24 protein-coding genes and 4 tRNA genes are annotated in these 23,849 nt (G+C 69.3%); 21 read left to right on the forward strand and 7 right to left on the reverse strand.

The window, feature by feature from the left end:
- Positions 1–55 precede the first annotated feature (55 nt).
- The 4 genes from JLI01S_RS04400 to JLI01S_RS04415 all read left to right on the forward strand — a co-directional run bounded on the left by JLI01S_RS04400 (position 56) and on the right by JLI01S_RS04415 (position 7,602).
- On the forward strand, positions 56–1,252 hold the full coding sequence (locus JLI01S_RS04400) for an acetyl-CoA C-acyltransferase (protein ID WP_068260587.1): 1,197 nt from the start codon (positions 56–58) through the stop codon (positions 1,250–1,252).
- Between the two features lie 33 nt (positions 1,253–1,285).
- The gene (locus JLI01S_RS04405; protein ID WP_218005459.1) at positions 1,286–4,471 is read left to right on the forward strand and encodes a carboxyl transferase domain-containing protein; all 3,186 of its coding nucleotides are present in this window, start codon (positions 1,286–1,288) and stop codon (positions 4,469–4,471) included.
- Positions 4,472–4,488: 17 nt separating this feature from the next.
- Positions 4,489–6,165 carry an AMP-binding protein gene (locus JLI01S_RS04410; RefSeq protein WP_068260595.1) on the forward strand — a complete coding sequence of 559 codons (1,677 nt, stop codon included), beginning with the start codon at positions 4,489–4,491 and terminating at the stop codon, positions 6,163–6,165.
- 90 nt (positions 6,166–6,255) lie between these two features.
- Positions 6,256–7,602 (forward strand): MFS transporter, encoded by a 1,347-nt coding sequence (locus JLI01S_RS04415; protein WP_068260598.1) that lies wholly within the window; start codon positions 6,256–6,258, stop codon positions 7,600–7,602.
- 65 nt (positions 7,603–7,667) lie between these two features.
- Here the strand turns inward: JLI01S_RS04415 and JLI01S_RS04420 are convergent, their stop codons facing one another.
- Positions 7,668–8,162 (reverse strand): YajQ family cyclic di-GMP-binding protein, encoded by a 495-nt coding sequence (locus JLI01S_RS04420; RefSeq protein WP_068260600.1) that lies wholly within the window; start codon positions 8,160–8,162, stop codon positions 7,668–7,670.
- An 80-nt stretch (positions 8,163–8,242) separates the two neighbouring features.
- Between JLI01S_RS04420 and JLI01S_RS04425 the strand changes: the two genes are divergently transcribed.
- Both JLI01S_RS04425 and JLI01S_RS04430 read left to right on the forward strand, forming a co-directional pair.
- Positions 8,243–8,328 (forward strand) — tRNA-Tyr (locus JLI01S_RS04425).
- A gap of 86 nt (positions 8,329–8,414) precedes the next feature.
- The gene (locus JLI01S_RS04430) at positions 8,415–8,885 is read left to right on the forward strand and encodes a hypothetical protein (RefSeq protein ID WP_068260603.1); all 471 of its coding nucleotides are present in this window, start codon (positions 8,415–8,417) and stop codon (positions 8,883–8,885) included.
- Here the strand turns inward: JLI01S_RS04430 and JLI01S_RS04435 are convergent, their stop codons facing one another.
- Complete coding sequence (locus JLI01S_RS04435; protein ID WP_218005460.1) at positions 8,886–9,638, reverse strand: ParA family protein; 753 nt, start codon at positions 9,636–9,638, stop codon at positions 8,886–8,888. It abuts the gene before it with no gap.
- A gap of 39 nt (positions 9,639–9,677) precedes the next feature.
- Here JLI01S_RS04435 and JLI01S_RS04440 point away from each other — a divergent pair, with 39 nt between their 5' ends.
- The 8 genes from JLI01S_RS04440 to JLI01S_RS04475 all read left to right on the forward strand — a co-directional run bounded on the left by JLI01S_RS04440 (position 9,678) and on the right by JLI01S_RS04475 (position 13,367).
- On the forward strand, positions 9,678–10,292 hold the full coding sequence (locus JLI01S_RS04440) for a DNA-3-methyladenine glycosylase I (RefSeq protein ID WP_068260795.1): 615 nt from the start codon (positions 9,678–9,680) through the stop codon (positions 10,290–10,292).
- 1 nt (position 10,293) lies between these two features.
- Positions 10,294–10,731 carry an acyl-CoA thioesterase gene (locus JLI01S_RS04445; RefSeq protein WP_068260606.1) on the forward strand — a complete coding sequence of 146 codons (438 nt, stop codon included), beginning with the start codon at positions 10,294–10,296 and terminating at the stop codon, positions 10,729–10,731.
- 68 nt (positions 10,732–10,799) lie between these two features.
- Positions 10,800–10,872: transfer RNA gene (locus JLI01S_RS04450), tRNA-Thr, on the forward strand.
- 37 nt (positions 10,873–10,909) lie between these two features.
- Positions 10,910–10,983 (forward strand) — tRNA-Met (locus JLI01S_RS04455).
- Positions 10,984–11,154: 171 nt separating this feature from the next.
- Entirely contained in the window at positions 11,155–11,325 is a 171-nt protein-coding gene (rpmG, locus tag JLI01S_RS04460) for a 50S ribosomal protein L33 (RefSeq protein WP_055996690.1), read from the forward strand.
- Between the two features lie 85 nt (positions 11,326–11,410).
- Positions 11,411–11,857, forward strand: coding sequence for an FAS1-like dehydratase domain-containing protein (locus JLI01S_RS04465; RefSeq protein WP_068260607.1), 447 nt, complete (start codon positions 11,411–11,413; stop codon positions 11,855–11,857).
- A gap of 2 nt (positions 11,858–11,859) precedes the next feature.
- Entirely contained in the window at positions 11,860–12,294 is a 435-nt protein-coding gene (locus tag JLI01S_RS04470; protein ID WP_068260610.1) for a MaoC family dehydratase, read from the forward strand.
- On the forward strand, positions 12,294–13,367 hold the full coding sequence (locus JLI01S_RS04475) for a UDP-N-acetylmuramate dehydrogenase (RefSeq protein ID WP_068260612.1): 1,074 nt from the start codon (positions 12,294–12,296) through the stop codon (positions 13,365–13,367). The genes JLI01S_RS04470 and JLI01S_RS04475 overlap by 1 nt, the downstream gene beginning before the upstream one ends.
- Before the next feature lie 71 nt (positions 13,368–13,438).
- Here JLI01S_RS04475 and JLI01S_RS04480 read toward each other — a convergent pair whose 3' ends face one another.
- From JLI01S_RS04480 to JLI01S_RS04495, 4 genes are all read right to left on the reverse strand, one after another.
- A complete protein-coding gene (locus JLI01S_RS04480; RefSeq protein WP_245634524.1) occupies positions 13,439–14,935 on the reverse strand; it encodes a S8 family peptidase in 1,497 nt (498 codons plus the stop codon).
- A gap of 144 nt (positions 14,936–15,079) precedes the next feature.
- Entirely contained in the window at positions 15,080–16,123 is a 1,044-nt protein-coding gene (locus JLI01S_RS04485) for an adenosine deaminase (RefSeq protein ID WP_084349197.1), read from the reverse strand.
- The gene (locus JLI01S_RS04490) at positions 16,120–16,632 is read right to left on the reverse strand and encodes a DUF5709 domain-containing protein (protein WP_157074826.1); all 513 of its coding nucleotides are present in this window, start codon (positions 16,630–16,632) and stop codon (positions 16,120–16,122) included. The genes JLI01S_RS04485 and JLI01S_RS04490 overlap by 4 nt, the downstream gene beginning before the upstream one ends.
- Positions 16,633–16,634: 2 nt before the next feature.
- Complete coding sequence (locus tag JLI01S_RS04495) at positions 16,635–17,939, reverse strand: aspartate aminotransferase type Ic (RefSeq protein ID WP_068260625.1); 1,305 nt, start codon at positions 17,937–17,939, stop codon at positions 16,635–16,637.
- A 156-nt stretch (positions 17,940–18,095) separates the two neighbouring features.
- On the opposite strand from JLI01S_RS04495, the gene JLI01S_RS04500 reads away from it, so the two are divergent.
- The 7 genes from JLI01S_RS04500 to rplL all read left to right on the forward strand — a co-directional run bounded on the left by JLI01S_RS04500 (position 18,096) and on the right by rplL (position 22,130).
- Positions 18,096–18,168 (forward strand) — tRNA-Trp (locus JLI01S_RS04500).
- 53 nt (positions 18,169–18,221) lie between these two features.
- Positions 18,222–18,479 (forward strand): preprotein translocase subunit SecE, encoded by a 258-nt coding sequence (secE, locus tag JLI01S_RS04505; protein WP_084349199.1) that lies wholly within the window; start codon positions 18,222–18,224, stop codon positions 18,477–18,479.
- A 70-nt stretch (positions 18,480–18,549) separates the two neighbouring features.
- Positions 18,550–19,425 carry a transcription termination/antitermination protein NusG gene (gene nusG / locus JLI01S_RS04510; protein ID WP_068260627.1) on the forward strand — a complete coding sequence of 292 codons (876 nt, stop codon included), beginning with the start codon at positions 18,550–18,552 and terminating at the stop codon, positions 19,423–19,425.
- An 88-nt stretch (positions 19,426–19,513) separates the two neighbouring features.
- A complete protein-coding gene (gene rplK, locus JLI01S_RS04515; protein ID WP_068260630.1) occupies positions 19,514–19,951 on the forward strand; it encodes a 50S ribosomal protein L11 in 438 nt (145 codons plus the stop codon).
- Between the two features lie 73 nt (positions 19,952–20,024).
- Entirely contained in the window at positions 20,025–20,768 is a 744-nt protein-coding gene (gene rplA / locus JLI01S_RS04520) for a 50S ribosomal protein L1 (protein ID WP_068260633.1), read from the forward strand.
- A 292-nt stretch (positions 20,769–21,060) separates the two neighbouring features.
- Positions 21,061–21,672, forward strand: coding sequence for a 50S ribosomal protein L10 (gene rplJ / locus JLI01S_RS04525; protein ID WP_068260635.1), 612 nt, complete (start codon positions 21,061–21,063; stop codon positions 21,670–21,672).
- A 71-nt stretch (positions 21,673–21,743) separates the two neighbouring features.
- Entirely contained in the window at positions 21,744–22,130 is a 387-nt protein-coding gene (rplL, locus tag JLI01S_RS04530; protein WP_068260638.1) for a 50S ribosomal protein L7/L12, read from the forward strand.
- Positions 22,131–22,254: 124 nt separating this feature from the next.
- Here rplL and JLI01S_RS04535 read toward each other — a convergent pair whose 3' ends face one another.
- A complete protein-coding gene (locus tag JLI01S_RS04535) occupies positions 22,255–23,511 on the reverse strand; it encodes a phospholipase D-like domain-containing protein (protein ID WP_068260640.1) in 1,257 nt (418 codons plus the stop codon).
- Positions 23,512–23,849 lie beyond the last annotated feature (338 nt).

Consider the following 23,849-nt stretch of genomic DNA (forward strand, 5'->3'; position numbering starts at 1 on the left):
GTGATCGACTCGATCCACCCCCTTCGTCCGACCTCTCTCACCCACAGGAGTGACCATGCGTGAAGCAGTCATCGTCTCCACCGCTCGCACCCCGATCGGCCGCGCCTACCGCGGCGCCTTCAACGACACCCAGGCCCAGGAGCTCATCGGCCACGCCGTGCGGCACGCCGTCGAGCGCTCCGGCGTCGAGGGCGGCCAGATCGAGGACGTCGTCATCGGCGCCGCCATGCAGCAGGGCTCGACCGCGATGAACATCGGTCGCCAGGCCGCGCTGCGGGCCGGGCTGCCCGTCACCGTCGCCGGGATGTCCGTCGACCGTCAGTGCGCGAGCGGTCTGATGGCCATCGCCACCGCCTCCAAGCAGGTGATCTTCGACGGCCAGGACGTCGCCGTCGGTGGTGGCGTCGACTCGATCTCGTTGGTGCAGAACGAGCACATGAACACCTACCGCTCGCAGGACCCGTGGCTCGTCGAGCACGTCCCCGCGACGTACATGTCGATGCTCGAGACCGCCGAGGTCGTGGCGCAGCGGTACGGCATCTCCCGCGAGCGCCAGGACGAGTACGCACTCGAGTCGCAGCGTCGCACGGCGGCCGCCCAGGAGGCTGGAGCCTTCGACGACGAGATCGTCCCGCTCACCACGACCATGCTCACCAAGGACAAGGCGACCGGTGAGGTCGGCTCGCAGGAGGTGACGCTGACCAAGGACGAGGGCAACCGTCCCGGCACCGTGCTCGCGGACCTGCAGCGACTCAACCCGGTCCTCGCCAAGGACGGCACCGAGGGCTTCTCGATCACCGCGGGCAATGCCTCACAGCTGTCCGACGCCGCCTCCGCCGCCGTCGTCATGGAGGCCTCCGAGGCGTCCCGCCGCGGGCTCACCCCGCTGGGTGCCTTCCGCGGGATGGCCGTCGCCGGCTGCGAGCCGGACGAGATGGGCATCGGCCCGGTCTTCGCCGTCCCGAAGCTGCTCGCGCAGCACGGGTTGAGCGTCGACGACATCGGTCTGTGGGAGCTCAACGAGGCCTTCGCCGTCCAGGCCCTCTACTGCCGCGACACCCTCGGCATCGACCCGGAGAAGTTCAACGTCAACGGTGGCGCGATCTCCATCGGCCACCCGTACGGCATGAGCGGTGCACGCATGGCCGGCCACGTCCTCATCGAGGGCAAGCGTCGTGGCGCGCGCTACGGCGTCGTGACGATGTGCGTCGGTGGTGGCATGGGCGCTGCAGGTCTCTTCGAGATCTTCTGACCGTCACCACCCACCATCCTCAAGGAGCTGCACGTGAGCGTCTTCGTCGCCAACCGTGGAGAGATCGCTGTCCGGATCGTCCGGGCGGCGAAGGAGGCAGGTCTCGAGGTCGTCGTGGCCGTGACCCGGGCCGAGGTCGACTCGTTGGCCGCCCGACTGGCGACCGGCGTCCATGTGCTCCCCGGTGAGGGGGCGGCGGCCTACCTCGACGCCGCCTCCCTCGTCGAGGGCGCGAGGGACCACGGGTGCACGATGCTGCACCCGGGGTACGGGTTCCTCAGCGAGAGCCCGGTACTCGCCCGGGCCTGCGCCGAGGCCGGCGTGACCTTCGTCGGGCCGGACGCCTCGCTGCTCGAGCTCTTCGGCGACAAGGGCAGCGCCCGCGAGGTGGCGGAGCAGGCCGGTGTCCCGGTCCTGCCCGCCACCCCGGTCGGCGTCACCCGGGACCGGGCCGAGGCCTTCGCCCGGGAGCAGCACCCGGCGGGCGTGATGATCAAGGCCGCCGCCGGCGGTGGTGGCCGCGGCATGCGTGCCGTGTCGGCCGGTGAGTCGCTCGCCGAGGCCTGGGAGCGTGCCCGCTCCGAGGCCGAGCGCAGCTTCGGCTCCGGCGAACTCTTCGCCGAGCTCTACGTGGAGCGCGCCCGCCACATCGAGGTCCAGATCGCTGCCGACGGCGCAGGGGAGGTCACCCACCTGGGGGAGCGCGACTGCACCCTCCAGCGCCGCTTCCAAAAGGTCGTCGAGGTCGCCCCCGCGCCCGACCTGCCCGAGGAGGTGCGCGCGGACCTGCACGCTGCAGCGGTGCGACTGATCGCCGGTCGCGGCTACCGCGGCCTGGCCACCGTCGAGTTCCTGGTCGACGCAGACGACCCGACCCGGTGGTGGTTCATCGAGGTCAACCCGCGCCTGCAGGTCGAGCACCCGGTGACCGAGATGGTCACCGGCGTCGACCTCGTCCTCGCGCAGCTGCAGCTGGCGGCCGGCGGGAGCCTCGCCGACCTCGGTCTGGCCGTGCCGCCACGTGTCACCGGCGCCGCGGTCGAGCTGCGGGTGGCTGCCGAGCGCATCGGGAGCACCGGCGAGTCCCTTCCGGCCCACGGCGTCGTCTCCGGCCTGTCCCTGCCCACGGGGCCGGGCGTGCGGGTCGACACCCACCTCGTCGAGGGCGCCCGCGTCGACGGCGCCTTCGACTCGCTCGTGGCCAAGGTGATCACCCACAGCCACAGCGGCCTGACCGCTGCCCTCGGCAAGGCGCGGCAAGCGGCCGCCGAGTGCACCATCGCGGGAGTCGAGACCAACCTCCCGATCCTGCGAGCGCTGCTCGAGCACGAGGACGTCGCCGCGTGGGACGTCACCACCCAGTGGCTCGGGAGAGCGGACATCGCCCGGGGAGCCGACACCGGTGAGGGCCTCGATGGCGAGGTCGTCGCGGAGATGGCCGGCACGGTCATCTCCGTCCTCGTCGAGCAGGGCCAGGAGGTCACGGCCGGGACGCCCGTGGTCGTCGTCGAGGCGATGAAGATGGAGCACCTCGTGCCCGCGCCGGTCACGGGCGTCATCAGCGACGTCCGTGCTCGTGCGGGTGCGACGACCGCGCCCGGAGACCTGCTGGTGCGGGTGCTCCCTTCGTCCGACCAGTCGAGTGCCGGCACGCTCGACGACGGACCGGACCTCGATGCCGATCGACCCGATCTCACCCGGGTGCTCGAGCGACGCGACCGGCGCATGGACGCAGCGCGCACCGAGGCCGTGGCCAAGCGCCACGCTCGCGGTCAGCGGACCGCGCGGGAAAACATCGCCGACCTCGTGGACGCGGACAGCTTCGTCGAGTACGGCGGCTTCGCGGTCGCGGCCCAGCGCGCCCGCCGCAGCGAGGAGGACCTCATCGCCAACACCCCGGCCGACGGCATCGTCACGGGCATCGGCCGGATCAGCTCCGCACCCACGCAGGACTCCCGCTGCGCAGTGCTGTCCTACGACTACACCGTCCTCGCCGGGACCCAGGGCTATCTCAACCACAAGAAGACCGACCGCCTCCTCGAGATCGCCGAGAGGCAACGTCTGCCCGTCGTCCTCTTCGCCGAAGGGGGCGGAGGTCGCCCCGGCGACACCGACACGACGGTCGCCAGCGGCCTGGACGTGCCGACCTTCGCGACGATGGGGCGACTGAGCGGGCTCGTCCCGACCGTCGGCATCGCGGCCGGGCGCTGCTTCGCCGGCAATGCCGCGCTGCTGGGCTGCTGCGATGTCATCATCGCCACCCGCGACTCGACGATCGGCATGGGCGGCCCGGCGATGATCGAAGGCGGTGGACTGGGGGTCTTCGCTCCCGAGGAGGTCGGCCCCATCGAGGTGCAGGGCGCCAACGGCGTCGTCGACGTGGTCGTCGAGGACGAGGCCGAGGCGGTCGCGGTGGCCAAGCGCTACCTCGGCTACTTCCAGGGTGCGCACGAGGAGTGGACGCAGCCCGACCAGCGGGCACTGCGCCACGTCGTCCCGGAGAACCGGGTGCGCGCCTATGACATCCACGCCGCGATCGACACCCTCGCCGACGAGGGCTCGGTCCTGGAGCTGCGGGCCGGCTTCGCTCCGGGAGTCGTCACCGCGCTGGTGCGCATCGAAGGCCGTCCGATGGGGCTGGTCGCCAACAACCCGCGACACCTCGGCGGAGCCATCGACACCCCTGCTGCCGACAAGTTGGCGCGTTTCCTCCAGCTCTGCGACGCGCACGGTCTACCGGTCGTGTCCCTGTGCGACACACCGGGCTTCATGGTCGGTCCGGAGCACGAGCGCACGGCGACCGTGCGTCACTTCGCGCGGCTCTTCGTCATCGGGGCGCACCTGCGGGTGCCGATGGTGACCGTCGTCCTGCGCAAGGCCTACGGGCTGGGCGCACAGGCGATGGCCGCCGGCAGCTTCCACCGCCCGGCGGCGACGCTGGCCTGGCCGACGGGCGAGGTCGGCGGCATGGGGCTCGAGGGCGCGGTCCGTCTCGGCTTCCGCCGCGAGCTCGAGGCGGTCGCCGACCCGAGCGAGCGACGTGAGCTGGAACGGCGGCTGCTGGACGACCTGTACGAGCGCGGCCGTGCGGTCAACGCCGCGGCGGTCGTCGAGCTCGACGACGTGATCGACCCGGTCGACACGCGCCGGTGGATCCTCACGGCGATGGCGAGCGCCATCCCGACCGTGGGCACTGCCCGCTACATCGACACCTGGTGACGCAAAGGAGCGCGCGCATGGACTACACGCAGCACCTGCAGGACCTCCGGGAGCGGCAGGAGCGGGTCCGGCCCGCCGGCACGCCCCGTGACGTCGTCCACCCCCTGGGTGACCTCACCGTCCCCGAGTACGTCGACGCCTGGGCGCAGCGGCAGCCCGACCGGCCGGCCGTGGTCCACGACGACATCGTCACCGACTACCGGGAGCTGGCCGACCGCCACGCCCGGTGGGCCGGGTGGCTCCGCGCGAAGGGGGTGGCCCCCGGCGAGTGCGTCGGCGTCCACCTGGGCAATGTCCCCGAGTTCGTCATCGCCTTCCTCGGCACCCTGCGGGCCGGGTGCGTGCACGTCCCGGTCAACCCGATGTTCCAGCACGCCGAGCTGGTCCACGAGCTGGGTGACTCCGGCGCGAGCATCGTCGTCACGAGCGCGGCTCTGGCGCAACGCCTCTGCGAGGCCGCTGTCGAGACCGGGGTGCGTACCGTCGTCGTCCTCGCAGGTGAGGGTGACCCCCTTCCCTCAGTGGCCGGCATCGACATCGTGCGCTGGTCCGACACGGAGGGCGCGCCACCGCTGCTCGAGGCCGCCGCCGACCTCGATGCGCTTGCGGCGCTGAACTACACCGGCGGCACGACGGGCCTGCCCAAGGGCTGCGAGCACACCCAGCGGCACATGGTCTACACGGCGGTGAGTGCGGCCGGGGCCAACGGCTTCGACGGGACGCGGATCGTCTCGCTGTGCTTCATCCCGGTGTTCTGGATCGCGGGGGAGGACCTGGGCATCCTCATCCCGCTCGTGATGGGCGGGACCACGGTGCTGCTCGAGCGGTGGGATGCGGCCACCGTCGTCGACCTCGTCGAGCGTCATCGCGTGACGACGACCGCGGCCACGGTGGAGAGCTATCTCGACATCCTGCAGGTGCCGGGCGTGGCCGATCGCGACCTCTCCTGCTTCACCGCGCCCATGACGATGTCCTTCATCCGCAAGCTCACGCCGCAGGTGCGCCGGCAGTGGTCGGACACGGTCGGGGCGGGCTCCGTCCTGCGTGAGGGCTCCTACGGCATGACCGAGAGTCATACGGTCGACGTCGTCCCGTACGGCTTCCACGAGGGAGACCATGACCTGCTGACCGAGCCGGTCTTCTGCGGGCTGCCCGTCCCCGGCACGGACGTGATCGTCGTCGACCCCGTCACCGCGGAGCCGATGGCCCTGGGCGACGCGGGGGAGATCCTCCTGCGCAGCCCGTCGATCATGACCGGCTACTGGGGCAACCCGCAGGCGTCGGCACAGCAGCTGCGTGACGGGTGGTTGCACACCGGCGACACCGGCTACCTCGACGAGGACGGGTGCCTGCACTACCTGGCCCGCAGCAAGGACATGATCAAGGTCAAGGGCATGAGCGTCTTCCCCGCAGAGGTGGAGATGATGCTCGCCGCGCACCCCGAGGTCGAGTCGGTCGCCGTGGTGCCCGCCGACGACGAGGCCGCGGGCCAGCGGCCGGTCGCCTTCGTCAGCCTGGTGGCGCACGCCACCCCCACCGCGGGAGAGCTCGAGGAGTGGGCACGCGGTCAGATGGCCGGCTACAAGGTCCCGCTCGTCGAGGTGGTCGCGGCCTTCCCGCTCACCGACACGGGCAAGATCCGCAAGCCGGAGCTGCTCGAGCGCGCACAGCAGGTCGTCGTCTCCCGCGAGTGACCGTCCAGTAGCACCGGGTGGTCCTTGACAGGGGAAACCACACCCCCACAACATGAACCCGAATTAGCCTTCAAGTACAGGAGATCACAGATGACTTCACCGACAACGACGTCGGACCAGGTGCATGCGAGGGCCACCAAAAAGGCCTTCCTGCGCCTGATGCCCATCCTCATGGCGGCCTACTTCATGGCCTTCGTCGACCGGACCAATGTCGGGCTGGCCAAGAACTCCCTCGAGGTGGACGCGGGCATCGACGCCGCGGCCTACGGGCTGGGGGCGGGGCTGTTCTTCATCACCTACGCCGTCCTCGAGGTGCCGAGCAACCTGCTGCTCCACCGGATCGGGGCCAAGGTGTGGATCAGCCGCATCGCGGTCACCTGGGGCCTGATCACCATGGCGATGATGTTCATCTCCAGCCCTGCGATCTTCTACGTCCTGCGCCTCCTGCTCGGTGCTGCCGAGGCGGGCCTGTACCCGGGGATCATGTACCTCATCACCACCTGGTTCGCGCAGAAGGACCGGGCCACCGCCGTGGGCCTCATCCTCACCGCGTCCTCGGTCGCCTTCATCGTCGCCAACCCCATCGGTGGCGCCCTGATGAAGATGGACGGGATCGGCGGACTCCACGGCTGGCAGTGGCTCTTCGTCATCGAGGGCATCCCCACGGTCCTGCTCGGCATCTTCATCTTCTTCGCGCTGCCCAACTCGCCGGCCAAGGCGTCGTGGCTCGAGCCGGAGGAAGCACGAGAGCTGATGCTGCGCGCCGTGGGTGAGGAGCCCGAGGAGGCGCGGCCCGGCGCGATCATCCGCAACGCGATGTCCAAGCCCTTCCTGCTGACCATCGCCGCGATCTACTTCATGAACCAGATCGCGACCTACGGCGTCATCTTCTTCGTCCCGTCGATCGTCGAGGCGATGGACGTGACGGACAGCTTCATGATCGGACTGATCTCCGGTGTCGTCGGCATCGGTGCCGTCATCGGTGTGCTGCTCTTCCCGCGCCTGCTCAAGCGCAGCCCCGGCTCCGAGGTCCGCCTCATCGGCATCACGACCGCTGCGGCGATCGTCTTCGCCCTGGCCTTCATCTCCGTCGGCAACCCGGTGGCCAAGATGATCATCCTCAGCGCCACGATGCTCTTCGTCGTCGGGGTGCAGCCGCTCTACTGGTCGGTCCTCATGGCCCGGCTCGGTGGGGTCGCGGCCGCCGCCGGCCTCGCCTTCGTCAACACGATCGGCCTCACGGGCGCTTTTGTCGGGCCCTACGCCTTCGGCCTCACGGAGAAGGCCACCGGCTCGCCCTCGTCCGGCCTGTGGGTCCTCGTGGCCGCCACAGCGCTCGGTCTGGTCCTCGTCCCGCTGCTGGGACGCCTGCTGGCGCGTCACGACAGTGAGCTGCCGGCCGAGGAGCCCGAGGCCGCATCCGTCGGCGCCCGCTGAGGCAGGACCGACGAAGAAGCCGGCCGTGACGACCACAGGGTCGTCACGGCCGGCTTCGGGGTGCCTCAGCGATAGTTGGTGAACTGCAGCGCCACGTCCAGATCCTTGCCCTTGAGCAGCGCGATGATCTCCTGGAGCTCGTCGCGCGACTTGCCGGTGACGCGCAGCTCGTCGCCCTGGATCTGCGGCTTGATCCCCTTGGGGCCCTCGTCGCGGATGATCTTGGAGATCTTCTTCGCGTTGTCCTGGTCGATGCCCTCCTTGGTGGGGCCGGAGAGGACGTACTCCTTGCCGGAGGCCTGCGGCTCCTTGTCGCCGAAGTCGATGCTCTTCAGCGACACGCCACGACGGATCAGCTTGGACTCGAAGACGTCGACGACCGCCAGGACGCGGTCGGCGCTGTTGGCCTTGATGACGACGTTGTCGCCGCTCCACTCGATGGAGGCGCCCACGCCCTTGAAGTCGTAGCGCTGGGAGACCTCCTTGGAGGTCTGGTTGAGCGCGTTGTCGACCTCCTGACGGTCGACCTTGCTGACGATGTCGAAGCTGCTGTTGGCCATGTCCTGCGGGCTCCTTCGTGGAAGTTGGTGCCGGAATTGCGTTGGAGGGGGATCAACTTGCTATCCTTCCAGACGCACACGGCAGGTTGTCCGAGCGGCCAATGGAAACGGACTGTAAATCCGTCGGGTTATCCCTACGAAGGTTCGAATCCTTCACCTGCCACCACAGTGCACAGCGAGCCCCGAGCCGGGAACCCGGCCCGGGGCTCGCTGCGTTGTCCACCCTGACAGGACCACGACGAAGGGGAAGTCATGAGTGACCAGGGCACCTCACCCGTCCACATCGCCGGGGTCCTCGCCCGTGCGACGGCAACGGGTCTCATCGGGGCGGCGATGAGCGCCGAGCGTCACCCGGTGGCCATGCGCCGGATGGGACTGGTCGTGGCTGCCGGCCTCGGGGCTGTTGCCGGCCTGGCCGCCGCGGGCATCGTGCCCCTGACGGATCGGGAGGACGGGCAGCGCCTGGACCAGGCCGAGGGCGAGCGATCCCCGATCGCTGCCGCTGCGCTCGGCGTGGCGACCTTCGCGCTCACCGCTGGGGTGAGCGAGGTCGGGCTGCGCACCCAACGACGGTTCGAGAGGTGGGCGGATGCGGCCTTCGGCCGTCCGCGGCTCGCGGTGGGGTTGGCCAACGGGGCGATCTCGATCGTGCTCGACCTGGCCGATGACCGGATTGGTCCCGACGAGGCGATCCGCAGTGCTCCCCGAGCCCACGGGCTGTGATCACTTCAGCCGCTTGAGCGCCTCTCGCCACAGCTCCTCGTAGGCCTGGGCAGCCGCACTGCGCGGTTGCCACTGGACGATCGGGGCGCGGTGCACGCCCATCTGCTCGACCGCGCTCGCCGCCGGGATGGCCGTCGTGGCGACATCGGCCCGCGAGCCCGGAAGTTCCTCGAGGAGCTCCTTGTGGAGGCGCCGCCGGCGGTCGACCATCGACAGGAAGGCGAGCAGCTTCGGCGACTTGCCCTTGGTGTCCTTGATGAACTCGCGCAGCTGGTCAAGGGTGCGGATCGACAGGGGAGAGGGCATGACCGGGGCGAGCACGAGGTCGGCCGCGCGGACGATGCTCTCGGACACGAGGGACACGCTCGGGGCGCAGTCGAGGATCACGAGGTCGTACTTCTTGGACAGTCCGTCGAGCAGCTGGCTGAGCGTGCGGGTGGGCTTCTTCTCCGCGTCGAGCAGCAGGTCGAGGTTGCGGTAGGAGAAGTCGGAGGGCAGCACGTCGAGGTTGTCGAAGTCGCTCGACCGGATCGCATCAGCCATGTCGAGCTTGCCGGCCACCAGCGCCTCGCCGCCCCCCTTCACCTTGGGCTTGACCTTGAAGAGCCACGTGGCGCCGCCCTGCGGATCGAGATCCCACAGCAGGACGCGTCGTCCCTCGTTCGCGGCGAGCCAGGCGAGGTTGGCTGCGGCGGTGGTCTTGCCGACGCCACCCTTGATGCTGTACGAGGCGATGATCTTCATGACCGCCATGCTTTCACCTGTCCCGTCGCAGTGGGGCACGATGCGGGCATGGACGTCATCGTGGGAGACGACGGGTTGGCCCGGCCGCAGTGGGCCGCCAGCGACCCGTTGATGCAGGAGTACTACGACACCGAGTGGGGCCTGCCCGTACGCGACGAGCGTGGGCTCTTCGAGCGGCTCAGCCTCGAGGCCTTCCAGTCGGGGCTCTCGTGGGCGACCATCTTGCGCAAGCGGGAGAACTTCCGGGCGGCCTTCGACGGATTCGACCCCGACCGGGTCGCGGCCTACGGGGAGCAGGACGTGGCCCGCCTCATGGACGACGTCGGGATCGTGCGCAACCGGGCCAAGGTCGAGGCGACGATCCGCAACGCCGGCGCCACGATCTCCCTTCGCGCCGAAGGGGGCCTACCGGACCTCATCTGGTCCTTCCGTCCGGCGCGCACGCCGATGCCGCGGACCTTCGCCGAGGTGCCCACGACCTCCGACGAGTCCAGGGCGCTGGCCAAGGAGCTCAAGCGGCGCGGCTTCGCCTTCGTCGGTCCCACCACGGCCTTCGCGCTCATGGAGGCGGTGGGCATCGTCGACACCCATCTGCTCGACAGCCACCGCCGCGGCTCATCGGGCGTGTGGCGCGGCGACGGTCTGCCGGTGGAGGATGTCTGACATGAGCACCCTCGACCGCGACCTGTACCCGCACTGGGTCACCGTCCCCACCCGATGGAGCGACAACGACCAGTTCGGTCACGTCAACAACGCCGTGCACTACTCGGTGATGGACACGACGATCAACAACTGGTTCAAGGTGCACGGCTTCGACGTCGCCCAGGGCGGCGACACGATCAACCTCATCCCCGAGACCGGGTGCCGCTACCTGGCCGAGATGTCCTACCCGGACACCTTCGAGGTCGGACTGCGCGCCCTGTCCGTCGGCCGGTCGAGCGTGCGCTGGGAGTGCGCCCTCGTGCGCGCCAGCGACGGTGCGCTGGTGGCGCTCGCGACCTCGGCGCATGTCTTCGTCGACGCCGTGACGCGGCGACCGTCGGCGGTCCCGGAGAGCCTCCGGGGCAGTCTCGAAGCGCTCGTCACCACCCCGATTTCATGACCGGGCCATCTGCCGTGTAATCTCTCCCGAGGTGTTCACCGGACCGCCGCAAGGCGCCCGGCAGACCCGCCCCCTTAGCTCAGTCGGCAGAGCGTTTCCATGGTAAGGAAAAGGTCGTCGGTTCGATTCCGACAGGGGGCTCTCGTTCGACCGGCGCCTGGCGTGGGTCGTCCGTCATGGCGGGGTAGCTCAGCTGGTTAGAGCGCACGACTCATAATCGTGAGGTCGCGGGATCGAGTCCCGCTCCCGCTACGCAGTGCCTCGGAGTGTCGAGCCGCCGATTTCCGGTGGAGGCGCCCCGTGGACTATTCTTGTGCGTCGCCGTGTTGTGCCCACAGGGCTGCAGCACCACACGCACCTCCCGCCCAGCGCAGACCGGCGCAGGCGAGTACCACCCGAAGTGTCTGAGAGCAGGTTCTTACCGTGGCATCCAAGAGCGCCGACGTCCGCCCCAAGATCACCCTGGCGTGCACGGAGTGCAAGGAGCGGAACTACATCACCAAGAAGAACCGCCGCAACACCCCGGACCGCATCGAGCTCGCGAAGTTCTGCAACCGGTGCCGCGCGCACACCCCGCACCGCGAGACCCGCTGAGTCCAGCACCCCGTACCACCCCGACGCGGCCGCCGAGCACCTGCTCGGCGGCCGCGTCGTCGTCGCGCCTGCCTACACTGGCCCCATGGCCGTGAACGAGGACTTCCAGGGGCGCAGCTATGACCCGACCCCTCCCTTCGATGTCGGGCGTGAGCACATCCGCGACTTCGCCGCCGCGGTGGGCGCCACCGACCCGATCCACCACGACGTCGAGGCAGCCCGCACCGCTGGATACGCCGACCTGGTCGCACCGCCGACCTTTGCGGTGATCCCGGGCCAGCGCACCGACGCACAGTTCGTCGCTGACCCCGATGCCGGCGTCGACTACACCCGTGTGGTCCATGGGGAGCAGCGCTTCGCCCACCACCGGCCGATCGTGGCCGGGGACGAGCTGCGGGGTGTCCTGCACATCGACACGATCCGCGCGGCCGGCGGCCACCAGATGGTGACCATGCGCAGCGAGATCATCGACGCCCAGGACCAGCCGGTGGCGACGAGCCTGTCGACGATCGTCGTCCGAGGAGGGGAGTGAGCATGAGCGATCAGACCGTGCGTCAGTTTTCGCAGGTGAGCGAAGGGGAGTCCCTCCCCGAGCGCTCGATCCCGGTCACCCGGGCCCACCTCGTGCACTACGCGGGCGCCTCCGGCGACCGCAATGTCATCCACTGGGACGAGCGCACCGCGCAGGCCGTCGGCCTGCCGGACGTCATCGCCCACGGCATGTGGACGATGGGCTCCGCCGTCCAGGTCGTCACCGACTGGGTCGGTGACGCAGGCCGGGTCATCGACTACGGGACCCGCTTCACCAAGCCGGTCGTCGTCCCGCACGACGGAGGCGCCGTGCTCGACGTCGCGGGCAAGGTCACCAAGACCGACCCCGAGACCAGACAGGCGACCGTGGAGCTGACTGTGACCTGCGGTGGCGACAAGGTCCTGGGCCGCTGCCGCGCCGTCGTCCAGCTCGACTGATGGCGCTGAGCGAGCACGGCGCCCCTCTGGCGCCGCTCACGACCATGCGCGTCGGAGGCCCCGCCGACACGCTCGTGACGGCCGTGACGACGGACGAGGTCGTGGCCGCGGTCCGTGCGGCGGACGAGGCGGGGACCCCCCTTCTGCTCGTGTCCGGCGGGTCCAACCTGGTCATCGCTGATGACGGGTTCCGCGGCACGGTCGTGCGCATCGCGACGCAGGGTCTGCGCGTCGAGTCCCGGGACGACGAGCACGTCGTCGTGACCGTCGCTGCGGGCGAGGTCTGGGACGAGGTCGTGGCCCGAGCCGTCGCCGAGGGCTGGTCGGGCATCGAGGCGCTGTCCGGGATCCCCGGGCTGGCCGGGGCCACCCCGGTGCAGAACGTGGGCGCCTACGGGCAGGAGGTCGCGCAGACCATCACCCGGGTGCTCGCCTGGGACCGCCAGGAGCAGCGGCAGGTCACCTTCGACAACGCGCAGTGCGGGTTCACCTATCGGCACTCGGTCTTCAAGCAGAGCGACCGGTACGTCGTGCTCGAGGTGACCTTCGAGCTGGGTCTCGGCGGGCTGTCCGCCCCCGTGGCCTACGCGGACCTCGCGCGGCAGCTGGACGTCGAGCAGGGGGAGCGGGTCCCGCTCGCCGCGGCGCGCGAGGCCGTCCTCGTGCAGCGCGGCAACCGCGGCATGGTGCTCGACGCGAGCGACCACGACACGTGGAGCTGCGGCTCCTTCTTCACCAACCCGATCCTGCCCACGTCGCAGATGGATGCACTCGTGGAGCGGGCCACCCAGCGTCTCGGGCCGGACGGGCCCGTGCCGCCGGTCTTCGCTGCGGGCGAGGGGCAGTCCAAGACGAGTGCCGCCTGGCTCATCGACAAGGCAGGCTTCGGCAAGGGGCACCGCATGCCCGGTCCGGTCGCACTGTCGACCAAGCACACGCTCGCGATCACCAACCGTGGCGGTGCCACGGCCGCCGATGTCGCCGAGCTCGCCCGGGAGGTGCGTGACGGGGTGCGTGAGGCCTTCGGCGTCACCCTCGTCAACGAGCCCGTCTTCGTCGGGCACTCCCTGTAGCTGGCGTCCTGCTGACATGACGAGGGCCACGGTCGACATCGACCGTGGCCCTCGTCATGTGTGTGCGCCGGTCAGCGGACCGCCGCGTAGGCGTCGACGATGCCGTCGCCGTAGTAGGAGTTCTCCTGAGGGCTGCCGACGCACGGTGCGCCCATGAGGGTCGTCGAGCACGGGGTGTCCGTGGCCTGCGCCCGCAGCTCGCTGACGATCTTGTCCGGACCCCACGTCGGGTGCGCCGACTTCATCAGGGCCGCGACGCCGGCGACGTGCGGGGACGCCATCGAGGTTCCGCTCTTGGTGCCCCACCCGTTGTCGCGGGTGATGGTCGACAGGATCGAGCTGCCGGGGGCAGCGACGTCGATCGAGCCGAGACCGCGGTTGGAGAAGTACGACAGCTTGCCCTGGCGGTCGATCGAGGACACGGTCACGACGCCGTCGAGCTCCGTCGGGATGTCCTTGCACGAGCTGTTGATGACCCGGTCGGTCTGCACCGCGGCGTCATTGGGACTGGAGTCGTTGGTCGTCTTGTCCGACAGGTCGTAGGAGCTGTTGCCAGCCGCGGCGACGTGCACGGCGCCCTGGTCGGTCGACCACTCGACGGCACGACGCACGGCCTCCATGGCGGGAGCCTGCTCCGGCTGGTCGCCGCACCAGAACTCGAAGGGGTCGACGTAGTAGCTGTTGTTGGTGACGTCCATGCCCTTGAGGCCGGCCTCCATGAAGCCGCAGACCGCGTACTCGGGGTAGATGAACCCGTCGTCGTTGACCACCTTGACCGAGGCCATCTTGACCCCGGGCGCGATGCCGACGATGCCGACGCCATTGCGTTCGGCGCCGATCGTGCCGGCGACGTGGGTGCCGTGGTCGCTCGTCGTCGGGGCCCACGCGTCCTCGCCGGTTGCGGGTCGTCCGGCGTTGGTGCAGCCGACCGACGTGGACCGGTCGATCTGGTTGGCCAGGTCCGGGTGGTCGGGGTCGATGCCGGAGTCGAGCACGCCGACCGTGACATCAGGGGAGCCGGTGGTGATCGCGTGCGCCTGCGGCACGTTGATCATCTGCATGTCCCACTGCTCGCCCTCGCGCGGGTCGGTCGTGGTGGCCGCGGTGCCCTCGGAGATGTCGCCCTTCTTGGTGGCGGAGGCCTTCAGCTGGCCCTTGCCCGGACCCCAGGGAGCCTGGACGCCCTCGGGCGTGCCCTCGCTGACCGCGACGGAGCGGGTCGGGCCGACGGACTCGATGGCGTTGTTGGCGGACGAGACCACGGCGGTGCGGAAGTCGGCCTGCGTCGAGTGGGCGACGACGACCCCGATCTGCGGCCAGGACTGGATGACGACGCCGCCGGCGGACGTCACCGCCTTTTCGGCCTTGCGGACCTGACCCGGGTTGGCGGCCTTGGTGTTGATGACATAGCTGGAGATCTGTCCGTCGGGGGTCGAGATCGGCACCGGGGTCGACGCCGGCTCGTCCTGGGTTGCTCCGGTGGCTGACTGGGCGCCCATCACGCCGAGTCCGAGGATCGCGGCGGTGGCCGCGAGACGGGCTGTGCGTGGCCTCATGCGGGTGGTCATGTGCACTCCTTCGTGCCTGTGTCAGGGTGACGCGAGAGCGGGTGTTCCGCGCGCGTTGGCCCGATGATGGCAGAAGGATCGTCGACCTGCAGTGCGAACGCCACACATCCTGCGGTCTTGCCCCTCACATGCCGGATGGTCCGGTCAGGCGGGGGCGGCCAACCACGTGTCGATGTCAGTCATCGCCGCGTCGATGACCTCGCGCGGTGCCCGGCTCGCCCGGAAGGAGCCGCGGGCCAGCTCGGCGATCTCCTGGTCGTCCAGGCCGTGGACGGTGCGCGCGGTCTCGTACTGGTCGAGCAGGCGTGAGTCGAAGAGCAGGGGGTCGTCGGCGCCGAGCGCGATCGTCGCGCCGGCCGAGACGAGGGCTCGCAGGGGAACCTCCGGTGCCTCGTGGTAGACGCCGAGCGAGACATTGGAGCCCGGACACACCTCGAGGGCCACGCCGGCCTCGACGATGGCAGCGAGCACGCGTGGGTCCTCGGTGCTGCGCACCCCGTGCCCGAGGCGGTCGGGACGGAGCGTCGCGAGGGTCTCGGCCACGGACTCGGGGCCGAGGAGCTCTCCGGCGTGGGGCACGAGGGCCAGTCCGGCCCGCTCCGCGATGCGGAAGGCGGGTGCGAAGTCCGGGGTGTCCCCCCTTCGCTCGTCGTTGGACAGCCCGAAGCCCACCACGCCGTCGGGGACCGCGTACTGCGCCGCGAGCCGGGCGAGGGTGCGTGCCTCCAGGGGGTGGCGGATGCGGCTGGCCGCCATCAGGACGCCGACCCGCGCCGAGCCCGTCTCGTCGGCGGTCGAGTTCACCGAGCGCGCCTCGTCGAGGACGATCTCCATGGCGGGCGTGATCCCACCGACGAAGGGGGCGTACGACGTCGGGTCGACCTGGATCTCCAGCCAGCGCGACCCCTCGGCGCCGTCGTCCAGCGCGGCCTCGCGCACGATCCGGCGCATGTCGGCCTCTCCGCGCACGCAGTGCCGTGCGGCGTCGTAGAGGCGTTGGAAGCGAAACCACCCCCGCTCGTCCGCAGCGGACAGCTGCGGGGGATACCCGGAGCGAAGGGAGTCGGGCAGCCGCATCCCGTGGCCGGCGGCCATGTCTCGTACGGTCTCCACCCGCATGGACCCCGTGAAGTGCAGGTGGAGGTGGGCCTTGGGGAGGTCCCGCAGGTCCCGGCCGGTGGTGCTCAGGCGGAGTCTCCTGCCTCATCGTCCCGCTCGCTGCCGATGATGTGCACGGCGGCCTCCTCGGCGGACGCCGCGCCTCCGTCGACGCCGACATCGCGGCCCCAGGCCTGGTCGTCGCGGTCCTCGTGGCTGCCCTCGTCGGGGCTCACGAGCCGGCCGGCTCGAGCATCGCCGACCTCGCTGTCACCGAGCCAGTCGTCTTCTGCGGAGATCGCGTCAGGGTCGTCCCCGCCGACCTGGTCGGCACCGCGGCGGCCCTGCTCCTCCTCCCAGGAGGTGTCCGGCTCCTCCTGCTTGAGGCGCTCGTCGATGGTCTCGTTGACCTGCTGCTCGGCAGCGGTGACGCCATGCGCGTAGGACCCCCTGGCGGAGTCCGGTGGGGAGTACCCCGCGTCGAGCGCGTCCTCGTCCCCGCGCCCGTCGCCCATGAGGCTGTCTCCGGGTTGCAGCTGGTCCTCGTCGTCGAGGCTGTAGCTGGTCAGGTCGGTGTCGAGGTCTTCGCGCTCGGTCATGGTCACTCCTTGGTGGGGTTTGCGCCCAGCTGCTCGGCCGCGGCGATCAGGACGCACGTGGCGACCGTCTCCATGGCCTCGGTGAGCTCGGACATCGGCGGCATGGTCGGGGCCAGTCGGATGTTGGTGTCCTGCGGGTCATCGCCGTGCGGGAAGGAGGCGCCGGCCGGGGTGAGGGACAGGCCGGCCTCCTTGGCCAGGGCGACGACGCGCGAGGCGGTGCCGGGCAGGACATCGAGGTTGACGAAGTAGCCGCCTGTCGGGCGGTTCCACGTCGCGACGCCGAGACCGCCCAGGCGCTCGGTGAGCACCCGGTCCACCTCGGCGAACTTGGGGGCGATGATCTCCGCGTGGCGGCGCATGTGGGCACGCACGCCCTCGGCGTCGCCGAAGAACTCCACGTGACGCAGCTGGTTGACCTTGTCCGGGCCGATCGAGCCCTTGCCGAGGTGCTCCAGGTACCAGGCGACCTGCTCGACGGAGGAGGCCAGGAAGGCGACGCCGGCGCCCGCCCAGGTGATCTTGGAGGTCGAGGCGAACATGATCGCGCGGTGCGGGTGGCCGGCGCCGGAGGCGAGGCTGATGATGTCCGCGCTCTTGGTCTCGTCCTCGGTGAGGTGGTGGACCGCGTAGGCGTTGTCCCAGAAGATCTTGAAGTCGGGAGCCGCAGTCTCCATCGCGGCCAGACGGCTGGCGACCTCCTGGGTGACGACGGAGCCGGTCGGGTTGGCGTAGGTCGGGACGACCCACATGCCCTTGATCGACGGGTCGGACGCGGCGAGGTGGGCGATCTCCTCGGCGTCAGGGCCCTCATCGGTCATGGGGACGGTGATCATCTGGATCCCGAGGTCCTCCAGGAGCCCGAAGTGACGGTCGTACCCGGGGACCGGGCAGATGAAGGTGACCTTGTCCTCCTTCGCCCACGGGCGGGGGGAGTCGATCGCGCCGAAGAGCAGCAGGTCGACGAGGACATCGCGCATCATCGTCAGCGAGGAGTTGCCGCCCGCGACGATCTGGTCGGGCTCGACCCAGAGCAGCTCGGCGAAGATCTCGCGCAGCTCGGCCAACCCGGAGAGTCCGCCGTAGTTGCGGACATCGGTGCCGGCGCGGTCCGTGGTCGCGGAGGGCAGTGAGAGCATCTCGTCAGCCAGGTCGAGCTGGGCGGCGCTGGGCTTGCCACGCGTGACATCGAGCGTGATGCCCTTGGCGGCCTGGGCCGCGTGGGCCTCGCGCTGGGACGTCGCAAGAGCAGCGAGCTCCTGCGTGCTGAGGTCGGACAGAGGGCGAGCGGCGTTCGTCGAAGTCACGGGGTCAGTCTTCCACCTTCGCCTGGTTCGCGGTGTGTGCCCTCCGTGACGTAGAGTTGTTCCTCGGTTGACTTCGACCAGACTCTCCGTCATGCCCGCATGCAGAGATGAAGGACGAAGTTGACTCGGGAAGTCGCCCCAACCAGGGCTTCCCGAAGGGCAGTGGCTCAATTGGTAGAGCACCGGTCTCCAAAACCGGCGGTTGGGGGTTCGAGTCCCTCCTGCCCTGCGTTGCACGACATCCGTTGCGCAGCTAGGTGATCCCGGATGAGAAGAGATGACGTGAGCCAGCTCGGAGCGCAGCCGACCAACGCGCGGCGCGGCCCCAAGGGCGGCAATCCGATCTCTCGTTTCTTCGGGTCGATCGGTCTCTTCCTGGCCCAGGTGCTGGACGAGCTCCGCAAGGTCGTCCGGCCGACGCGGTCCGAGCTGATCAACTACACGCTCGTCGTCATCGTCTTCGTGGCCGTGATGATGCTCATCGTGTCTGGCTTGGACGCCGTGTTCACCCGCGTCGTGCTCTGGGTGTTCGGCGGCTGACGCCGCCACCACAACCGCAGTCCGGGCGCGCACCTGCGCCGTCGTAGTAGTCGAAGTGAGGAACCAGGTCATGTCCGAGCAGGCCCAGACCCCCGAGCCCCAGGAAAATGAGGGCACCTCGAGCGTCGTCGCCGCCGAGCAGGCCGAGCGCGCGGCACAGCCGCCGGCCGACCTCCCTTCCGCCCAGGAGGTCGACGACGCGCGCGCCGCCGACGAGGCCCTCGAGGAGGCTGCTGCTGAGCAGGCCGCCGACGAAGAGGTCCTCGCAGCGGATGCCGATGTCGACGCCGGCACCGACGAGGACGGCGATGTCGTGCCAGAGGAGGCCGAGGACCCGGTCCAGGCCTTCAAGGACGACCTCGCCTCCAAGTTCGGCGACTGGTACGTCATCCACACCTACGCGGGGTACGAAAACCGTGTGAAGCACAACCTCGAGACCCGTGTCGCCAACCTCGACATGGAGGACTACATCTTCGAGGTGGCCGTCACGATCGACGAGGTCACCGAGATCAAGGCCGGTCAGAAGAAGGTGCGCAAGCAGCCGCGCATGCCCGGATATGTCCTCGTGCGCATGGACCTCACGGACGAGTCCTGGGGCGCGGTGCGCCACACGCCGGGTGTCACCGGCTTCGTCGGCAACGCCCACGACCCGGTGCCGCTGAGCCTCGACGAGGTCTTCACGATGATCAAGCCGGCCGACCTCGACAAGCCGGCCGCCACCACTGCCTCCGGCGCCCCCGCCCAGGGTGGCGGCTCGTCCGCCGCCACGATGGACGTCGACTTCGAGATCGGCGAGTCCGTCACGGTCATGGAGGGCCCCTTCGAGACGATGCCCGCCTCGATCTCCGAGATCATCCCGGAGAGCCAGAAGCTCAAGGTCCTCGTCTCCATCTTCGGCCGGGAGACCCCGGTCGAGCTCGGCTTCCACCAGGTCGCCAAGATCTGATGGTCCGGTGCCGCCGATCGGCGGCACCTCATGCAACCGGGTCATCGCCCACGGCGTCGGCCCACCAACAAGGAAGTAGGAACACCGCATGCCCCCCAAGAGCAAGAAGATCTCCGGCTACATCAAGCTCCAGATCCAGGCAGGTGCCGCCACCCCGGCCCCGCCCGTCGGCCCGGCCCTCGGTCAGCACGGCGTCAACATCATGGAGTTCGTCAAGGCGTACAACGACGCCACGGCGGACATGCGCGGCAACGTCGTGCCGGTCGAGATCACGGTCTACGAAGACCGCTCGTTCACCTTCATCACCAAGACCCCGCCGGCCGCTGAGCTCATCAAGAAGGCCGCCGGAGTCAAGAAGGCCTCGGGCGAGCCGCACAAGGTCAAGGTCGCCTCGCTGACCAAGGACCAGGTCCGCGAGATCGCCGAGACCAAGATGCCTGACCTCAACGCCCACGACATCGATGCCGCGATGAAGATCATCGCCGGCACCGCCCGTCAGATGGGTATCGAGACCCCGGGTATCTGATACCCGACGCACCACCCGTGGGAGGGCCAGCGCTGGCCCGCACCACATCTCCACCACCACCAAGGAGCAGCACATGAAGCGCAGCAAGAGCTACCGCGCCGCGGCAGAGAAGATCGACCAGGACCTGGCCTACGCCCCCCTCGAGGCGATCCGCCTCGCCAAGGACAGCGCCAAGAAGTCCTACGACGAGACCGTCGAGGTCGTCTTCCGTCTCGGCATCGACCCCCGCAAGGCCGACCAGATGGTCCGCGGCACGGTCAACCTGCCGCACGGCACGGGCAAGACCGCCCGTGTCCTTGTCTTCGCCAACGGCGACAAGGCCGACGCTGCCCGTGAGGCCGGTGCCGACTACGTGGGCTCGGACGACATGCTCGAGAAGATCCAGGGCGGCTGGATGGACTTCGACGCCGTCGTCGCCACCCCGGACCTCATGGGCAAGGTCGGTCGTCTCGGCAAGGTCCTCGGCCCGCGTGGTCTCATGCCCAACCCCAAGACCGGCACCGTCACGATGGACACGGCCAAGGCCGTCACGGACATCAAGGGCGGCAAGATCGAGTTCCGCAACGACAAGCACGCCAACCTGCACTTCATCATCGGCAAGGCGAGCTTCGACGAGACCAAGCTGGTCGAGAACTACCAGAGCGCGCTCGAGGAGATCCTCCGCCTCAAGCCCTCCGCCTCCAAGGGGCGCTACATCACCAAGGCCGTGCTGAGCACGACCATGGGCCCGGGTATCCAGCTCGACAGCTCGCGGGTGAAGAACCTGCTCGAGGAGACCGCTCCGGTGGCCGTCGACGAGGTTCCCTCCGGCGCGTGATCTGACGATCGCCTGAACGCAGGGGGCTGCTTCCCGCACAGGGAGGCAGCCCCCTTCGTCATCCACGATTTGGTGGGCACGGCACTGCTGCCGTACGCTGACCAACGACCATTGACCGCCGGTTGTCATCGCTGCTCGCAGAGGTGACTGAAGGTTCCGCGAAGCGGGCGACCAGCGCAGGACACTGACACCGATGCCTCCCTCGTGGAGTGCCTCTTGGAGTTCCGTGCCTGCGCGGGGCTCCTTTTTTCGTCTCGGGCCCCGGTGGCACCACACGAGAAGGGAGGCCCGCATGGCGAACGCCGAGAAGGACGCCGCTATTGCCGACATGGCGGACAAGTTCCGCACGTCGACCGCGGCCGTCATCACGGAGTACCGCGGTCTGACCGTGGCGCAGCTCGGAGAGCTGCGAAGCAAGCTCCGTGGCAACGCCACCTACTCCGTGGTGAAGAACACGCTGACCGAGCGCGCTGCCAAGGAGGCGGGCGTCGAGTCCGCCTTCGAGGGCCAGCTCGTCGGCCCCAACGCGATCGCCTTCGTCGAGGGCGACCCCGTCGAGGCTGCGAAGGGTCTGCGTGACTTCGCCAAGGACCACCCCCTCCTGGTGATCAAGGGCGGGATCCTGGACGGGAACCCGCTCACGCCGGAGGACATCGAGAAGCTCGCGAAGCTTGAGTCGCGCGAGGTTCTCCTGGGCAAGCTTGCTGGGGCCATGAAGGCTCAGCTCACCCAGGCCGCATACCTCTTCAACGCGCCGTTGTCGCAGACCGCTCGGGTCATCGACGCACTGCGCGCGAAGGTCGAGGAGCAGGGCCCGGTTGCGACCGACGCCCCCGACGAGGCCCCCGCTGCTGCGGAGACCGAGTCGACCGAGTCCACCCCCGAGGGTGGCGACGAGGCCTGAGGCAACCCGCCTCGGACCGCAGTACACACACGCCACTCACGGCACAAACGTTCGCAGAAAGGACGCCCATCATGGCGAAGCTCAGCACCGACGAGCTCCTTGAGGCCTTCAAGGAAATGACCCTCATCGAGCTCTCCGAGTTCGTGAAGCAGTTCGAGGAGACCTTCGAGGTCACCGCCGCGGCCCCGGTCGCCGTCGCGGGTGCCCCCGCCGCCGCTGGTGGCGAGGCCGCCGCCGAGGAGGAGCAGGACGAGTTCGACGTCATCCTGACCGCCGCTGGCGACAAGAAGATCCAGGTCATCAAGGAGGTCCGCGCGCTCACGAGCCTCGGTCTCAAGGAGGCCAAGGACCTCGTTGACGGCGCCCCCAAGCCCGTCCTCGAGAAGGTCGACAAGGACGCTGCCACGAAGGCCAAGGAGGCCCTCGAGGGCGCCGGCGCCTCCGTCGAGCTCAAGTGATCTTCGCCCGTCTCTGACGGGCACTGATCTGCCGAAGGGCGGGTCGCACCTCACGGTGCGACCCGCCCTTGGTCTGTCTGCCATCGCTCGTCGAGGAGGTCGCGCAGCGATCGTCTCGAGACGACTACAGCAGCGGCCGCCAGGGGGAGAGGACGCCCTCGGACACTCGCGCAACCAGTGGCCGACGCGTCCACTCGTCGAGGGTCAGCTCGGTGCAGTTGCCGGAGTCGAGGTTGAAGATCTCCTCCATCCGCCGTGCCACGTCGGGATCGAGGATCTCCATGTTGACCTCGTAGTTGCCCGCGAGGCTCAGCCGGTCGATGTTGGCCGTGCCGATCGTCGACCAGACGCCGTCGATGGTGGCGGTCTTGGCGTGGACCATCGCGTTCTCGAAGCGCAGGAGGCGCACGCCGCCCTTGAGCAGGCGCTCGTAGAGGGTGCGGCTGAGCCAGTCGGCGATGATGTGGTTGCTGAAGTGGGGGACGATCAGGCGCACGTCGACCCCACGCTCGGCGGCCTGCACGAGGCCGCGGACGAAGGCATCGTCGGGGATGAGGTAGGCGGTGGTCAGCCAGACCCGGGTGTCCGCGCGGTCGATCGCCTCGAGGTACATGTTGCGGATCGGGTAGACCATGTCGGCCGGCAGGTTGCGGTGCACTCGCATGTTGTGGCTCCACGTGCGCCGGGGTGGCTGGGGGAGTGCTGGGCTGCCCCCGTAGTGGTTCCAGTAGTCGACAAAGGTGTTTTCCAGCTCGACGACCATGTCGCCGCTGTAGCGCGCGTGGGTGTCTCGCCAGCGGTTGGCGTAGTCCTGGCCGATGTTGTACCCGCCCAGGTAGGCGGCCGTGCGGTCGGTGACGAGCAGCTTGCGGTGGTTGCGACCCCAGTGGCTCGGGAAGAGGAACTTCGTCCCACCGGTGATGAGCGGATGGCGCTTGACGTGGATGCCCGTCGGGAGACCCGCGTAGAAGTCCTTGGGGACGACGAGGTTGGCGAAGGTGTCGAAGACGATGTACACCTCCACGCCGCGCTCGTGGGCATCGATCAGAGCCTGCCGGAAGCGTCGTCCGACGGCATCGTCCTTCCAGATGTAGGTCTCGAAGAAGATGCGATTCTGCGCCGACTCGATGTCGGCGATCATGTCCTCGAAGAGGTGCTCGCCGAAGGTGTAGATGCGCACCTCACCGCCGTCGACCGTGACGGGGTCGCCGTGGCGGTGCGGGAACTCCCGGTCCGGACGGTCCTTGCGCCTCGCGCTGTCGAAGATGAGCAGCCCTGCGACAGTGGCCAGCTGGGTGGCCAGGACGCCTGCTGCGGCCCGACGCACCACGCGACGGGCACCGCGACGGCGACGGCGGCGACGGGCGGCACGGATCTCCATGGGCCCACCCTAGAGGCGGGCGAAGGGGGCGCACAGATGCGGGACCGTGTTGCGACCCGCCGAGTCAGCACCTTGACGTCGCTCCTCTCGTGATCCATCCTCATGGCGTCGAATGATCCGGCGCCGCCACCTCCGTGGACGCAGCGCTGTTGACCACCGTCGCGCCGCTGGCCCGACCGGGTTGGACACGCGTGTGTCTCTGCCACTATGCTGTCGCTTTGCGCTGCCTTAGTCCTGCCGTGACTCCGTCTGACCGCTCGAATCCCCTCAGTGCCGAGGTGTGTTGAGTGCCTGACGGAGTGCGACCGGGAGCCCCGCAGCGCCGCCCGACCCTCAAG

Source organism: Janibacter limosus NBRC 16128, assembly GCF_001570985.1.
Taxonomy (GTDB): domain Bacteria; phylum Actinomycetota; class Actinomycetes; order Actinomycetales; family Dermatophilaceae; genus Janibacter; species Janibacter limosus.

What these genes read in the sequence shown, in the direction of transcription:
- JLI01S_RS04445 (WP_068260606.1), top strand. Translation starts at nt 10,294, where the DNA reads ATGAGCACCCTCGACCGCGACCTGTACCCGCACTGGGTCACCGTCCCC.
- JLI01S_RS04420 (WP_068260600.1), bottom strand. Translation starts at nt 8,162, where the DNA reads ATGGCCAACAGCAGCTTCGACATCGTCAGCAAGGTCGACCGTCAGGAG.
- JLI01S_RS04440 (WP_068260795.1), top strand. Translation starts at nt 9,678, where the DNA reads ATGGACGTCATCGTGGGAGACGACGGGTTGGCCCGGCCGCAGTGGGCC.
- JLI01S_RS04470 (WP_068260610.1), top strand. Translation starts at nt 11,860, where the DNA reads ATGAGCGATCAGACCGTGCGTCAGTTTTCGCAGGTGAGCGAAGGGGAG.
- rplJ (WP_068260635.1), top strand. Translation starts at nt 21,061, where the DNA reads ATGGCGAACGCCGAGAAGGACGCCGCTATTGCCGACATGGCGGACAAG.
- rplL (WP_068260638.1), top strand. Translation starts at nt 21,744, where the DNA reads ATGGCGAAGCTCAGCACCGACGAGCTCCTTGAGGCCTTCAAGGAAATG.
- JLI01S_RS04435 (WP_218005460.1), bottom strand. Translation starts at nt 9,638, where the DNA reads ATGGCGGTCATGAAGATCATCGCCTCGTACAGCATCAAGGGTGGCGTC.
- nusG (WP_068260627.1), top strand. Translation starts at nt 18,550, where the DNA reads ATGTCCGAGCAGGCCCAGACCCCCGAGCCCCAGGAAAATGAGGGCACC.
- rplK (WP_068260630.1), top strand. Translation starts at nt 19,514, where the DNA reads ATGCCCCCCAAGAGCAAGAAGATCTCCGGCTACATCAAGCTCCAGATC.
- JLI01S_RS04490 (WP_157074826.1), bottom strand. Translation starts at nt 16,632, where the DNA reads ATGACCGAGCGCGAAGACCTCGACACCGACCTGACCAGCTACAGCCTC.
- JLI01S_RS04475 (WP_068260612.1), top strand. Translation starts at nt 12,294, where the DNA reads ATGGCGCTGAGCGAGCACGGCGCCCCTCTGGCGCCGCTCACGACCATG.
- JLI01S_RS04465 (WP_068260607.1), top strand. Translation starts at nt 11,411, where the DNA reads ATGGCCGTGAACGAGGACTTCCAGGGGCGCAGCTATGACCCGACCCCT.
- JLI01S_RS04415 (WP_068260598.1), top strand. Translation starts at nt 6,256, where the DNA reads ATGACTTCACCGACAACGACGTCGGACCAGGTGCATGCGAGGGCCACC.
- rplA (WP_068260633.1), top strand. Translation starts at nt 20,025, where the DNA reads ATGAAGCGCAGCAAGAGCTACCGCGCCGCGGCAGAGAAGATCGACCAG.
- JLI01S_RS04430 (WP_068260603.1), top strand. Translation starts at nt 8,415, where the DNA reads ATGAGTGACCAGGGCACCTCACCCGTCCACATCGCCGGGGTCCTCGCC.
- JLI01S_RS04410 (WP_068260595.1), top strand. Translation starts at nt 4,489, where the DNA reads ATGGACTACACGCAGCACCTGCAGGACCTCCGGGAGCGGCAGGAGCGG.
- JLI01S_RS04480 (WP_245634524.1), bottom strand. Translation starts at nt 14,935, where the DNA reads ATGACCACCCGCATGAGGCCACGCACAGCCCGTCTCGCGGCCACCGCC.
- JLI01S_RS04535 (WP_068260640.1), bottom strand. Translation starts at nt 23,511, where the DNA reads ATGGAGATCCGTGCCGCCCGTCGCCGCCGTCGCCGTCGCGGTGCCCGT.
- JLI01S_RS04400 (WP_068260587.1), top strand. Translation starts at nt 56, where the DNA reads ATGCGTGAAGCAGTCATCGTCTCCACCGCTCGCACCCCGATCGGCCGC.